The organism is Empedobacter sp. UBA2044 (assembly GCF_002333005.1).
Classification (GTDB): domain Bacteria; phylum Bacteroidota; class Bacteroidia; order Flavobacteriales; family Weeksellaceae; genus Empedobacter; species Empedobacter falsenii_B.
In genome coordinates, this window is record NZ_DDBA01000068.1 from 41,890 (window position 1) to 56,335 (window position 14,446).

14 protein-coding genes are annotated in these 14,446 nt (G+C 31.7%); 5 read left to right on the forward strand and 9 right to left on the reverse strand.

The genetic code is table 11. The annotated features are described in order from the left end of the window. Window positions 1–35 precede the first annotated feature (35 nt). The 4 genes from B4E59_RS12775 to B4E59_RS12790 form a co-directional block, all read right to left on the reverse strand. Entirely contained in the window at window positions 36–611 is a 576-nt protein-coding gene (locus tag B4E59_RS12775; RefSeq protein ID WP_291053351.1) for a phosphatase PAP2 family protein, read from the reverse strand. Next, the gene (locus tag B4E59_RS12780) at window positions 611–1,165 is read right to left on the reverse strand and encodes a twin-arginine translocase TatA/TatE family subunit (RefSeq protein ID WP_236688155.1); all 555 of its coding nucleotides are present in this window, start codon (window positions 1,163–1,165) and stop codon (window positions 611–613) included. The genes B4E59_RS12775 and B4E59_RS12780 overlap by 1 nt, the downstream gene beginning before the upstream one ends. A gap of 92 nt (window positions 1,166–1,257) precedes the next feature. Beyond that, a complete protein-coding gene (secD, locus tag B4E59_RS12785) occupies window positions 1,258–4,173 on the reverse strand; it encodes a protein translocase subunit SecD (protein ID WP_291053354.1) in 2,916 nt (971 codons plus the stop codon). 121 nt (window positions 4,174–4,294) lie between these two features. Beyond that, window positions 4,295–5,143: a DUF6929 family protein gene (locus tag B4E59_RS12790; RefSeq protein WP_291053357.1), complete on the reverse strand. Its 849-nt coding sequence runs from the start codon at window positions 5,141–5,143 to the stop codon at window positions 4,295–4,297. 124 nt (window positions 5,144–5,267) lie between these two features. Here B4E59_RS12790 and B4E59_RS12795 point away from each other — a divergent pair, with 124 nt between their 5' ends. From B4E59_RS12795 to mnmE, 5 genes are all read left to right on the forward strand, one after another. Continuing rightward, complete coding sequence (locus B4E59_RS12795; RefSeq protein WP_219034569.1) at window positions 5,268–6,485, forward strand: MDR family MFS transporter; 1,218 nt, start codon at window positions 5,268–5,270, stop codon at window positions 6,483–6,485. Window positions 6,486–6,522: 37 nt separating this feature from the next. Next, complete coding sequence (locus B4E59_RS12800) at window positions 6,523–7,089, forward strand: cob(I)yrinic acid a,c-diamide adenosyltransferase (RefSeq protein ID WP_125350685.1); 567 nt, start codon at window positions 6,523–6,525, stop codon at window positions 7,087–7,089. After that, window positions 7,082–7,714 carry a thiamine diphosphokinase gene (locus B4E59_RS12805; protein WP_291053360.1) on the forward strand — a complete coding sequence of 211 codons (633 nt, stop codon included), beginning with the start codon at window positions 7,082–7,084 and terminating at the stop codon, window positions 7,712–7,714. Before B4E59_RS12800 ends, B4E59_RS12805 begins: the two co-directional genes overlap by 8 nt. A 65-nt stretch (window positions 7,715–7,779) precedes the next feature. Then, complete coding sequence (locus B4E59_RS12810) at window positions 7,780–8,514, forward strand: SIMPL domain-containing protein (protein WP_115000467.1); 735 nt, start codon at window positions 7,780–7,782, stop codon at window positions 8,512–8,514. A 461-nt stretch (window positions 8,515–8,975) separates the two neighbouring features. Then, on the forward strand, window positions 8,976–10,373 hold the full coding sequence (gene mnmE, locus B4E59_RS12815; protein ID WP_115000468.1) for a tRNA uridine-5-carboxymethylaminomethyl(34) synthesis GTPase MnmE: 1,398 nt from the start codon (window positions 8,976–8,978) through the stop codon (window positions 10,371–10,373). 353 nt (window positions 10,374–10,726) lie between these two features. On the opposite strand, the gene B4E59_RS12820 is transcribed toward mnmE, so the two are convergent. From B4E59_RS12820 to B4E59_RS12840, 5 genes are all read right to left on the reverse strand, one after another. Then, on the reverse strand, window positions 10,727–10,912 hold the full coding sequence (locus B4E59_RS12820; protein WP_286496311.1) for a hypothetical protein: 186 nt from the start codon (window positions 10,910–10,912) through the stop codon (window positions 10,727–10,729). After that, window positions 10,902–11,129 (reverse strand): hypothetical protein, encoded by a 228-nt coding sequence (locus tag B4E59_RS12825; protein WP_291053365.1) that lies wholly within the window; start codon window positions 11,127–11,129, stop codon window positions 10,902–10,904. Before B4E59_RS12825 ends, B4E59_RS12820 begins: the two co-directional genes overlap by 11 nt. After that, window positions 11,116–11,532: a DUF5675 family protein gene (locus B4E59_RS12830; protein ID WP_291053368.1), complete on the reverse strand. Its 417-nt coding sequence runs from the start codon at window positions 11,530–11,532 to the stop codon at window positions 11,116–11,118. Before B4E59_RS12830 ends, B4E59_RS12825 begins: the two co-directional genes overlap by 14 nt. After that, window positions 11,529–12,284, reverse strand: coding sequence for a hypothetical protein (locus B4E59_RS12835; RefSeq protein WP_221854679.1), 756 nt, complete (start codon window positions 12,282–12,284; stop codon window positions 11,529–11,531). The genes B4E59_RS12830 and B4E59_RS12835 overlap by 4 nt, the downstream gene beginning before the upstream one ends. A gap of 133 nt (window positions 12,285–12,417) precedes the next feature. Then, on the reverse strand, window positions 12,418–14,046 hold the full coding sequence (locus B4E59_RS12840) for a helix-turn-helix domain-containing protein (protein WP_291053372.1): 1,629 nt from the start codon (window positions 14,044–14,046) through the stop codon (window positions 12,418–12,420). Between the last annotated feature and the right edge of the window lie 400 nt (window positions 14,047–14,446).

Genomic DNA, 14,446 nt, shown 5'->3' on the forward strand with positions numbered 1-14,446 from the left:
GTTATAGACTTTTTTTGTATTTATTTATTATGAATCTAATTCTTCTTCAAATATTTTTTTTCTAAGAAATAATACAATTTCAAGAAAAGAATCGAGAAAAATATTCCGATTAGTGTTCCGAAAAATATATCTCCTGTGAAATGTACCCCGACATAAACTCTACTGTAAGCAACCATTAACGCCCAAACAATTAAGATATAAAGTAACCATTTGTAATAGCGTCTCAAAAGTATTCCAATAAAAATTGCAATCGCCATATGATTAGATGCATGCGCCGAAGTAAAACCGTATCTACCTCTACCCTCGCAATCTATCGGGCGAAATAATCCTTGAATCGACTCGGTGTAACATGGACGAAAACGTTGAAAATAATTTTTCAAGATATTTGTAAATTGATCTGCACACGCTATCATCAGTGCAATACAAACTCCAGCCAATAAGGTTTTTTTCCAACCAAGTTTTACATAAAGTAAGATGAGAAAGATGACATACAACGGAATCCATGTTTTTTTATCGGTTACTAATAACCAAAACCAATCCCATTTTTCATTCCCTAAATTATTGAAATACAAAAATATTTGTACGTCCCAATCAAAATAATCTTGTATCATTACCTACTTACTGATCCGCCTAAACCTAATGCTTCGTCTACAGATTTTGGTTCTACAACAACCGCAGGTTCTTCCACAATTGGCTCAACCACATTTTCTATAACGGGTTCTGTTGTTTCTTGCACATCCAATTCCAAATCCTGTACAGGATCTACAGCTTTCATAGTTGGTGCATCATCTTTCAACGCTGCATTTACTGTATTGTCTTGATGAATAGCTTGATGCATTTCATCTACTGGATTACGAACTTCATCAAATGATTTCTGAAAATCTTCCATTGGATTAATTTTCGCAAAAGAATCTTTGACTTCATTCATTGGATTTAACTCTTTTATGGTATTCTGAATCTCTTTTGTAGGATCAACATCCTGAACAGGATTCATAATCTCTTGCTTGATATCTTCAGATGCTTCTTTTAATTTGCGCACAGCAGTTCCCAAACCACGAGCAATTTCTGGAATTTTATCTGGTCCAAAAATCACTACAGCAACCACCATAATAATCACGACTTCCTGGAAGTCTAAAAACGCTGGGTATATTACTAAACTATTCACTAAACAAATGTATAAAATCTAAATTTAGTAGAAGAAAAAAAGCCATCAAATTTCTTTGATGGCTTTCTTAAAATTTATTTAAAATTTGAATCTTATTTATTCATTTGACCTTTTTTAGTAAAGTCGTACAATAAAGGAGATGCAACGAAAATAGACGAGAATGTACCAATTACGATACCGATTAATTTCGCAAACATAAATCCTTTGATTGATTCTCCACCAAATGCAAAAATGATTAATACGATTAAGAACGTTGATAAAGACGTATTAATTGTACGTGATAATGTTTCTGATGTAGAAATATTAATAATATCGTACAAGTTGTGGTTTTTCTCAACTGTTAAATTCTCACGAATACGATCCAAGATAATAATCGAGTCATTCATCGAATAACCAATTACCGTCAAAATCGCCGCGATAAACGCTTGGTCGATCTCCATATTGAAAGGTAAAATTCCTTTGAATAAAGAGAAAACTCCTAATACAATAATCACGTCATGCGCTAATGCGATGATAGTTGATAATGAGAATTGCCAACGTTTGAACATCACGATTAAGTAGAAGAAAATTGCAACTAATGCTAAAGAAACAGCTATATAAGAAGCTCTTGTTGTATCATCGGCAATTGTAGGACCTACTTTTGCAGAAGACATTAAACCTATTGTAGCATTATCTTCAGAAAAATCTTTTTCTGACATATTCGCTGGTAGATAAGATTTAAGACCTGTATATAATTTGTCTTTGATCTCGTCATCTACATTTGTTCCGTCTTCATCCGCTTTGTATGCTGTTGTAATTTTTACTTGATTTTGACCACCATACGTTTTTACCTGTGGCATCATTTTTTCACCATCTAACACGAAAACATCACCCAAACTTTCAGAAATTTGTTGTGGATCTACGTGTTTATCAAAACGAACTGTATATGTACGTCCACCTTGGAATTCGATACCCATATCAAATCCTTTTGTGAAGATAGAGATTAAAGCAACTACTGTTAAAACAATTGAAATCGCATAAGAGATTTTTCTTGTTTTTAATAAATCAACTTTAATATTTTGTAACCAGTGCGCTGTAAATGATGTATAGAAAGGAACAGATTTTCCTTTTGCTAAACGTCCTTCTACAAAGTAGCGTGTAATGAAAATCGCTGTAAATGTTGATGTAAAAATACCAATCATAAACGTTGTTGCGAAACCTACAACAGGACCTTTACCAAAGAAGAATAAAATTAATGCTGTGATAAATGATGTTGAGTTGGCATCGATAATTGCAGAGAAAGCACCTTTCCATGAATAAGCGAAATCTACTGCTTGACGTAATGATTTTCCTTTTCTTAATTCTTCTTTTACACGTTCGTAAATCAAGATATTCGCATCCATTCCTGTTACCAATGTCAAGATAATCCCGGCAATACCTGGTAAAGATAATGTAGCTTTAAGTGATACTAAAAATCCTAATAAGAATAATAAGTTAACGATTAATGCAACGTTAGCATAAATACCTGCACGGCTGTAGTAGAACAACATCCAGATTAATACTAATGCAAATGCACAACCAAAAGCGATTAACGAACTGTTGATTGCTTCTTGTCCTAATGATGGACCAACAACCTCAGCAGAAACGATTTTAGATGAAGCTGGTAAAGAACCTGCTTGTAAAATGTTTGCTAAATCTTTTGCTTCGTCAATTGTAAAGTTTCCAGAAATAACTGAGTTACCTCCTGTAATTTGATTACTGATGTTTGGCGCAGAATACACCATATTGTCTAATACAATTGCAACACCTTGACCTGGTTGTCCAGGACCTGCAGGTTTCAACTCGTCTGTAATACGAGACCACTCTTGTGCTCCAACTTGATTCATTTGCATTGTAACAACAGGCTCATTTGTAAGAGAACCAGGATTACGTTCACCAGCAGCAGAAACTACTTTATCTCCTTCGATTAATGGTTCTTGCGTTCCATTTTTACCTTTTAAGACATAAAACTCTAATAATTTAGGAGCAGATTTATCATTCGCTTGTTTACCTAAATTCATTGGCTTATTCGCCCAAGAGTATTTGTATCCTCTAATGTTTGCTGGTAATCCAGGTACAAAACCTTTGTCTTGCATCACACGGTTTACAACAGCAGTATCTTTTACATTAACAACAAAACTTGCATTAGAACCAGCTGGTTGCATAACTTCTGCTAAAGTTTTGATTGTTTGTCCTTTCTCATTTTTTACATTATATTTTTCTGTATTAACGCTAGAAAAGTATTGTAAAACAGTAGGATCTTGACGAACAACTTGCCAAAACTCTAATTTTGCTGTAGATTGTAATAATTTTTTTACACGGTCTGTGTCAGAAACACCTGGTAATTCTACCAAGATACGTCCATCACCTTTATCACCTAAACGTTGAATTACTGGCTCAACAACACCAAATTGATTAATACGAGAGCTAATTACATCATAAGCTGTTGCAACTTTCGCTTCGATATCTTTACGGATTACTTCTTTTACCTGATCGTCAGAAGCATTGTACGCAATTTTATCTGCATTGTTTTTGTTTCCAAACAAATCTGCAGCTGCGTATTTTGTTCCTCCTTTTATTTTATCAAATTCTTGAAAAAATAATTCGACATAAGGTACGTTGCCGTTTGTTTTTTGAGCTTTATCTGTCGCATCCAAAGCCGTTGCCAACATAGGGTTTTGACTTTTCGCTGATAAATTCTCGATTAAATCTCTTTCAGAAACTTGTAAAATTACGTTGATACCACCTTTCAAATCTAATCCTAAATTGATTTCATTGTTTTTGGCATACCCATAATCGTACTTTATAATTCCCAAATCAAGAGGATGCTGAGCCAAGCTATCTAAAATTCTTGATTCGTCTTCTGGCTTACTCGCCAAGCGCGCCGCCTCATGCTCCACTTTAGTTGTGTACCAAGTATAACTTAGTTGTCTGATACACAAGAGACTTAAAATAATTGCAAATGCTGCAATGAGCCATCTTCCTCGCATAATGTTTAATTGATAAATAAATTTTGACGGACAAATATAATAGTCTTGAAAATACTTTCACAATTTTTTAAGAATAAATCGAAAATCGATGTCCGTATTTCGAAATTCTTTATTCAAAAAATTAGATTTCCTTTTGGTATTTGTAGATGTAAATTGACGCTTTATTGGAGTCATCATCATTATCTTCGCACAAATACAAGGTATAATTCTTTCCAGATTCTTTATACAACGCTAAACCTTCGATTTTCTTATCATCCGAAATTTTTTGCCAACGTATAACCTCCATTCTAGCTAAATCTAACTCACCAATAATAGAACCTTTTATTTCTCCATTAAACTGAGTTGTACTTTTAGATTCTACTGTTCCTGTAAACAAAACTTTTCCATCTACTAAAATAGCATCTGAAAAAGTAGTGGTTTCATTGTTAATTTTAGGCAAAGTGATTGGAAAAAAATCAATTGTTTTCCCTCTCAAATCATTTATCTTGCCTCCCACTCTATAAATTCCGTTTACGCCAGCAGGACCATTTCCTCTGTTGAAAAAATATGTACAATGTCCATCTGTAATAATTCCTTCGATGTTAAAATCTTTTTTAGATAAATTTGAAACCTTTAAAAATTCATCCAAAAGAAAACTATAATTATCGTTATGTACCTCTTTAGTTTTGATGTTATATGAAATCAAATCGAAACGATTTTCTTTAGAGCCCGATCCAAGAATGTACAAATGATTGTCAAATTTTGTAATCGCTTCAAAATCTGGTTTATCTTTTTTGGTGATATGTTTTGATTTTACTTCTGGATTCAAATCAACTTTATCCACTTCTTTTTTCTTTTTATTGTAAACGTACAAATGTGCTTTATCATCGGAAATCGTGTAAACATGGTGTTTATCAACCACTAATCCAGACGCCGCTCCAAGCCCATTTATGACAATTAAAACCTTAAGAATGAAATTGTAAAACAACATAGATGTAAGATTTATTTTTAAGAGGTTTCAAAAGTAATCAAAGAATATCAGAAACCTTGATAAATAACCATTTTTTTGAAAAAAAAAGAACTTAACTTTGTAGCATTTAAAAGAAAATTGAGAGATGAAAAAAATTCTAAAAATTTACATTGACGCTTACAGCGGACTTTCGAAAGAATCTTGGATGTTAGCCATCGTAATGTTGTTGAACCGAATGGGTTCGATGGTTTTACCATTTTTAGGAATTTATATGATCTCCGAATTAGGATTTTCTTTAGAAAACTCGGGAATAGTTTTGAGTTGTTTTGGAGTTGGTTCTGTAATTGGTTCTTGGCTTGGAGGTTGGATAACAGATAAAATCGGAAACTTTAAAGTACAAGCCATCAGTTTATTTCTGAGTGCTCCGATGTTTTTGATTTTACCTTATTTTAAAACGGTAGAATCTTTTGCTGTTATTATGCTTGTTTTGAGTATTATTAGCGAAATGTTTCGTCCTGCAAATTCAGTTGCCATCACGCGTTATGCTAAGAAAGAAAATATCACTCGTGCTTTTTCGTTGAATAGAATGGCGGTTAATTTAGGTTTCTCAATTGGTCCATCAATGGGAGGTTTTTTATCTAATTATTCGTACGATTTATTATTCTATTGCAATGCAGGAGCTGCCTTGGTTGCAGGAATTGTATTCTTTGTCTTTTTCAATGGACGAAAAGAACGAAATGCTGCTACAGAAAATATTTCTGATAAAACAGTTGTCGAAAAAGAACGTAATGCATACACTGATACACCTTTCTTAGTATTCAATTTATTTTGTGTATTATTCTCTATTGCATTTTTCCAAATCCTAAATACACTTCCATTATTTTACAAAGATGTAGTTCATTTAACACAAACAGAGATTGGGTTATTAATGGGATTCAGTGGAATAATCATTGTTGTATTCGAAATGTTATTGATCCATTACACCGAAAAACGATTTTCAGTTACTCAACTTTTAGTTTTTGGTTCATTTGTCACAGCAATTAGTTATTTTATCTTCACATTTAGTCACACATTAGGTATGTTATATTTAGCAATTGGACTAATGTCTATTGGAGAAATGCTTGTTTTACCTTTGATGTCAACGGTAACAGCTTTTCGTTCGCAAAAAAATAACCGAGGAGCTTATATGGGATTGAACGGAATGACAGCTGCAATTGCCTTTATTGTTTCGCCATTTTTAGGAACTCACATTGCTACCGATTATGGTTTTAATATACTTTGGATAATCACCACAGTTATTTTAGTTATCGTAGCTATCGGATATCACTTTTTTACTAAGCCACTTTTACCAAAAAATATTTAAGATTTTCTTATCTTCGATAATTATAAGTTGAAATCACATGAAAGTATATACAAAAACAGGAGACAAAGGAACAACAGGTTTATATGGAGGAACACGTGTCTCTAAAAATAGTTTAAAGATTGATTCTTACGGAACAGTTGACGAATTAAATTCTTATTTAGGATTAATTCGTTCATATGAAATTGATCCAGCATTAGAGGAAGAAATTATCATCATCCAAAAAGGTTTATTCAATCTTGGTGCTGAATTAGCAACGCCAGTCGATAAATTATACTTGGCAAATGGTAAACCTCGTATTCCGAAAACCGTTACTGAAGAAGATATTGTTCAATTGGAAGAATGGATTGATGATTTGGAAGGACAATTAGAACAATTGACACATTTTATTCTTCCAGGTGGAAATCAAGCAGCTTCTCATGCACATGTTGCGCGTTGTATTTGTCGTCGTGCAGAACGCTTAACAGTTGGTTTAGCTGAAGAAGAAGAAATCCGTCCAGAATTACAAAAATACTTGAATCGTCTTTCTGATTATCTGTTCGTTTTAGGGCGAAAAATTGCCACAGACAATAATCACGAAGAAGTAAAATGGATTCCAGGTGAATAAAAAAGCACTTTTATTTTTGAATGGCGAAGTTCCAACTATTCTGCCTGATACATCAAATTATGATATGATTTTTTGTACAGATGGTGCATTTCGTTATTTACAAAAATTACATATAACGCCCGATGTTATTTCGGGCGATTTTGATTCTTTTGAAATCAGTCAGTTTCCACCTGAAATAGAAGTTATTTCTACTCCTGATCAAAATGACACAGATTTTGCAAAAGCCTTACAAATCATTTTGAACAAAGGTTTTGAACATGTTGATGTTTTTGGAGCAAGTGGTCGTCAACAAGATCATTTTATTGGAAATTTGAATGCGGCTTATCGTTTCAAAGATCAAATCAATATTTTATTTTACGATAATTATAGTCAATATTTTTTCGCAGAAAAACAAACGAAATTAGAAGGCTATTTTGGACGAACAATTTCGCTTCTCCCCTTTCCTGAATGTAAAAACATTGTCACAAAAGGCTTGGAATATCCATTGAATAATGAAGATTTAAATTTACTTTCTCGTATAGGAACTCGCAACAAAGCCAATGAAGATGTGGTTACAATTGATTATTCAGAAGGTAATTTAATCATCTTTATCATCGATCAAGAATTTCCTATTTTGATTGCTTAATTTCACTATTTTTAGTGAAATACATCTTTAATATTTTTTGTACATTTACTGAAAACCAAATTACTATGAATAAATTTTCAGTTATTGTAGCATCTATTTTAGCCGTTGGGTTAATTGCTGCAACATGTATATTAGGAAACGCTTACAAATACAAATTCAGAAGTTCTGAATCGATCAATGTTACTGGAAATGCTTTGAAAGATTTTAATGCTGATTTAGTCAAATGGCGTGCAACTTTTAGTCGTAAAGATTATGATTTGCGCATTGCTTCGGATCAATTAAAAGCTGATCAAACGGTTGTCAAAAACTTTTTGATTTCGCAAGGAATCAATCCAAAAGAAATTGTTTTTGAAGCGGTAAATATTTCAAAAGATTTTCAGTACGGAACAGATGCAAACGGAAATTCGATTAGTCAATTTACTGGTTATAATCTATCTCAAGACGCAACAATCGAATCGAAAGAATTGGATAAAATAGAAAAAGCTTCGCGCGAAATCTCTACATTAATTAGCCAAGGCATCGAATTGAGTTCATCTAATCCAAATTATTATTACTCGAAATTAGAAGATTTAAAACTTGAATTGATTGCACAAGCTTCTGAAAATGCAAAACAACGTGCAGAAAATATTGCTACAAAATCTGGCACTAGTTTAGGAAAATTAAAACAAGCCGATTTGGGTATTTTTCAGATAACAGGTAAAAATGATAATGAAGAGTATTCTGCTGGTGGATCATTTAATACAACATCACGTCAGAAAACAGCTCAAATTACAGTGAGAGCAAGTTATAACTCAAATTAAAAAATAAAAAAAAGCTTCTTAATTTATAAGAAGCTTTTTTTTTATTTAAATACTACTACAAGTAATACCAAAATAGATATTACAATAAGTACATCTACAAATTTAATTCTAAAATTACCAATTCCAAAACCTCTTTTTGTAGCATAATTTTTCTTTGATGACATTATAAATTCCAATTTCTAAAAGAAATACTAAAAGTGTGCCAATTATCTATCAAAATCTAATTTTTTATAAGTTGATGATAATTTAGAATCATAGGATTAAAACCATTTGACTAAAAATTTTAATTTCATGATCCTCAAATTCTTTCCTAATAGCATCAGATGTAGCAGTAATTAGTTCAGGTTAAAAAACATCCCTTTTTAAGTATTAATATATTAACAGTAAATATTTTTACATTTTAAAAAATTATCATATAAATTATAATTTTCCAACAACTTATTATGTTGTAAATTTGCCTTATGCTAAACAACGATACAATTTGTGCATTGGCAACTGCCAATGGAATGGGCGCTATAGCGGTTATTCGTATTTCTGGACCAGAATCAATTTCTAAAGTTGCTCAGATTTATCAATCAAAATTTAATTCAACTAAATCTTTGAATGACGCTTCTTCTCATACCATACATTTGGGTTATGTGATGGATGGAGATACCATTGTTGACGAAGCATTATTCTCAATATTTAAAAATCCTCATTCATATACAGGTGAAGATGTCGTAGAAATTTCGACACATGGATCGATTTATATTCAGCAAAAAGTTTTAGAACTTTTAAATAAAATAGGCATTCGAAATGCCAATCCAGGTGAATATACTTTCAGAGCCTTTTGGAATGGTAAAATGGATTTAACACAAGCAGAAGCTGTTGCTGATCTTATTTCTTCGGATTCTAAGGCTTCGCACGAAATTGCTATCAAACAAATGCGTGGAGGATTCTCTAATCAAATCAAAGATTTAAGAGAACAAATGATCAATTTTGCAGCTTTGATGGAATTAGAATTGGATTTTTCTGAAGAAGATGTTGAATTTGCAGATCGTACACAATTTTATGATTTATTGAATAAATTACAATCCATCTTAAAACGTTTAGCTGATTCTTTTGCTTTTGGAAATGTTATCAAAAATGGAGTACCAGTAGCTATTGTTGGTGCGCCAAATGCAGGAAAATCTACTTTATTAAATGCATTATTAAACGAAGAACGTGCTATTGTTTCGGATATTGAAGGAACAACTCGTGATACCATTGAAGAAACCATTTATATTGACGGTGTTGGGTTCCGTTTTATTGATACAGCTGGAATTCGAGAAGCTGGCGATACGATAGAACGGATTGGAATTGAAAAAACATTCGAAAAAATAGACAATGCTTCTATTATCATCTATTTGTATGATGCCAATATAACTGCTGATAATCAAATTGCGAATCAGTTAGATGATTTGCAACGTAGAGGAAAAATCTTGTTTAATGTTGCCAATAAAATTGATGTAAACAATAACGAATCAGCTATTTCTGATGCTATCAAACAAGAGTTTAAAGATGTTGTTCATTTAGAAATTTCAGCTAAAGATCAATATAATATCGAAGCATTGAAAGAAAATCTGATTCATCAAATCAAATTGAAAGGAACAAATCAGGATGACACAATCGTTACGAACTCTCGTCACTTAGAAGCATTACAAAACACACTTTCTCAAATTGGAAAGATCAAACAAGGAATGGACATGGGACTTCCTGGGGATTTGTTAGCAATGGATATCCGTGAAGCTTTAACGTATTTGGGACATATTACAGGTGAAATAGATGTGGATCAAGATATATTAGGGACGATATTTGGCAAGTTTTGTATCGGGAAATAATACTTATTAAAAATTATGTTATATAGAAAAAGGTTTTCAATTAAAAAATTGAGAACCTTTTTCATTTTTGGTTTTACGATTTCATCTTAAAAACGATCAAAAATTCGTCAAATGTTAGGAAGTCTTTTTTCTCTTTACCGATTATCTGCTTTGCTCTATTGAGTAAGCGTAGACTTTGCCTATACCCCTTTCCCGTAATAATTGATACATCTTTCGGATAAATCACCATTCTTTGTAATTCGTTATTTTTCATTTCTGTAATAATTAGCATTACCTCAATGAAACTTAAATGAATGATGTTAAAATTTACATCAATAAAATAAGATTTCCAAATCTCACTTGTAATCAAATGCTTAGTCTTCGTCGTAAGGGTTATTTTTCTTATGCAATAAATATGATGTTCCATAACTGCAAATTGCACCAACTATTCCCATACAAATCGTATAAACAAGTTGTTCCCATTGAATGGTCGCTACCAAACTTGTCATTGTTCCTCCTATTGTCCCAACAATTAGCGATGTATTACTATTATTCATCATCATTACTATGGTTTTTATCATTTACAGTCAATTGACTTACAGCTGATATTACTCCTCCTGCCACGGTCAAATAACCTCCTATGGTCACTAATGTTGCTGGTAATGCTATAGGAGCAGCAATTAATACACCTCCAATTGCAGCTAAGGTTAATCCTATATTTCGTAATTGTTGGAACAATCTAGGTGTAGGTGCTGTAAAGCGATTAATAATTGTCATGTTGTTTACTTTTAATCTTTACATTTACTTTTTGATTACGATCAAGTTTATCATTTACTAAAGCTTTAAGTTTTGTAAATGCTTTTCTTGATAACTCTCCTCTCCCTTCACCTGTTAATTTGGTTACAGGAGCAATACATCCTTTCAGTTCTGTTTTTGCAATATTGGCAGGATGAATTAAGATCAATGAACGATTGGGTACATTTGCAATCAGAAAATGTTGACCAAATTTTGGTGAGCTTCTCTTTTGGATTGCATAATATCCTTCTGGAATACATGAATTGCGTGGTTCGTTCTCTTTCCATGGTAACTCTATAGTATAACAAATAAACTTATCGTTAAGGAATAAGCTACCATTTGTACCATTTGGATAATACGTTCGTTCTACTACAATTGTCGTCATGGTAAATTGATTTCGATTAAATGTGCCGCATTAAAACTTCCATTTTTCAATGGATATAAAACGGTATTCACCTCTTGATAGAATTCGATTCCAATTGCTAAAGCGATTGTATGTTCTGAATTTGGAGGAAGATTGTTCAATAATTCTACATCATTCACTTCTACCTCATCGTATGGATAATAATCGGTATACGATGTTTTGGTAATGTATTCGTTCTTCTCAAAATCAATTTCTGTAGAAGCTGCTACAAATCGGTAATTGGTAGCTCCTTGTGGTGCTATTATCACATCTAAGGGTTTGTATGCTTCTAATGTAAATTTTGTTTCACCAGAAGTACGTTCTATATCTACTTGTACAGGAATTAATACCGTTTTCAACCACGCTGCACCTGCATTAAAATCAAAACCTTTCATCAGTAATTGATTTCCTTTGTGTACATTTCTTTGCCCACGAGCATTTGTAGTATCTTCTTTTAGGATACCATGCATTACTTTTGTGAGACGACTTGATAATTTGCTGTCTTTTGCATTTTTTATGATCGCATTGAATGCGTTTCGTAGTGTTTTTCCAGCAGTACCTGCATTCTTAAATTCTTGCATATTTTCTCTGGTACGCTGAAATCGCGGATCACTCATTATGGTATTACGGTCTATAGAACTTTTTTCTCTTACCATATAACCATCTTTTGATTTGTAGAAGTTTAAATCTCCGATTGAACCTCTAAGTTTTAAAAAGCCTTTTTGCTTCGCCATTTTTTTATAATTTTAAATTAAACATTGATCTCCATTGCGCAATGGTTTTGTAAAGTTGCAATAGCGATCTGTTTAAAGCAATAGCCAAGTCTTTTTTAGCCCTTGTATGTCAATAAATTACACTAATAAACCATTATATACTTTCTTTATTTTTTTGTTTTTGAATTTTTATAAAATCTAAGGGACGCAAGCCCGTTTCACTGTAAAAAACATTTGAAAATTGTCTTGGATTCATATAACCTGCTATTTCTCCTAATGCCCCTACACTATAATTAAGGTATTGTGGTTGTTCTTGTAATAAATCAGTAATAAATTTTATTCTCAACCGATTGATGTAAGAAGGAAAATTAATTCCTTTGTACTGATTGACACATTTTGATAAATAAGTGGTGTTTGTTGAAAATGATTTTGCCAAACTTACTACTGTTATATTAGGGTTTAAAAATTCTCTGTCCCGCTCAAATTCTTCAAATTTTAATAGTAAACTTTCAAATGCTTCTTTATTCAAATCCTCTTCATCTTTAATCGATATTCTCCGTTCTGTGTAACTTGATTGAGCAGATTCTTCAATAAACAGATTGTACTTTTCGATTAAATGTTTATTTTTATTTCTAGTTTTTACAATTCCTACGATCAATACTATTATTCCAGTAAAACACGCTGCCAATACGTAATATAATTTTTGAGACTTATTCAATATTTTTTCCTTTAATTTGAGCAATTGCACTGTGTCATATTCTTTGTATACAACTTGACTCATTTCTGCATCTAGCTTATAATTTAACTCATCCATTTTTAATAATTGATTGATTACATATAGTTGTCTGTTCGTATCAGAAGCTACCAATGTTTCCTCTAAAATGTTTTCGTATATCGGTCTATATTTAATTTCTAAGAAGTTGTATTCATTGAAAATACTATCTATTTTGTTAAAATATACTATTTTATGTTGTTGATTATTCAATTTATCAAATGCCTTTGCTTTGTAGTAATAAATTTTGGTTAGTGTATTAAAATCATTCGTTTTTATTAAAATATCTTCTTTAGTTGATAATAATTGAATAGACGTCACAAATTGATCATTCAAAAACTCATCAATTGCTTTATTTATCGTAAAGTATCTATGGAAAAATTCGTTATTTTCAAGTTTGCTTTTATTTAATCCTAATTGATTCAATTCTTTCGCTTTTGCTTTGTTACCAACTTCTTGATGGAGAGATGCTAATTGATATATTGTATTTAATAAATAGGCTTGGTAATCTTTGTTCTCTGGTTTTGATTGAAAAAAGTTTTTACATTTCAGCAACAATTCTTCTGCTTGGTTACATTGATTTAATTTGATTTTTATCATTGCCATATTAAATGTTACTTTATGTAATAAATATTGGTCTTTTGAATATTTTAACTCCTGATCTGCATATAAATAATTTTGTAACGCCTCTCTATAATCTTTTGCTTTGTAATAGGCTAGCCCTTTTGATAATAAAGCTGTTGCTATTAAATCTTTGTTTTTTAATTTCCGGGCAGTAATTATCGCACTATCTGCATATTCTATTTGAGTATTTAAATGACTTGAAAAAAAGATTCCTTCTTTATAAGCATAAAATAAATTTAGCTTATCCTTTTCTTTTTTAGCATTTCTTATATACGCTTGCACATAGATCATCGCATTTGGATGATGCTTTTCATCTATTAATGCATCCAATTTTTCTATTAGATAGGCATTATCTTTTGAGGCTAAGGAATCAACTTGATTAGCCATTATTAAAAGGGGAAGTAGAAAGAGTATGTATGTGTACACTAGAACTCTTTTCATGGTATAGATCTATTGATTACTACTAAAATACTTTATTTTATATCGTAAATCGTTTATTAAGTACTTAATCGTTTAAAAGTGTATAATTTATAAATTATACATTCTTTTTATAAAATGTACTTGTTGTAATCTTTGTTGTTCTATAAATATCTCTAGTTTTGAATGTCTTTGAACAAATAAGTCTAATCGATTACTTCAAAGAAACTTAAATGATGAATAAAAAAGAGAAGTTTTACTTCTCTTTTTTATTACCTCAACTTTATTGCCACTCTACTGCCACTATGTTGCCTTCATCTTGCCTTGATCTTGCCTTGATGTTGGGAGTATGTGGTAATGTGGTAATGTG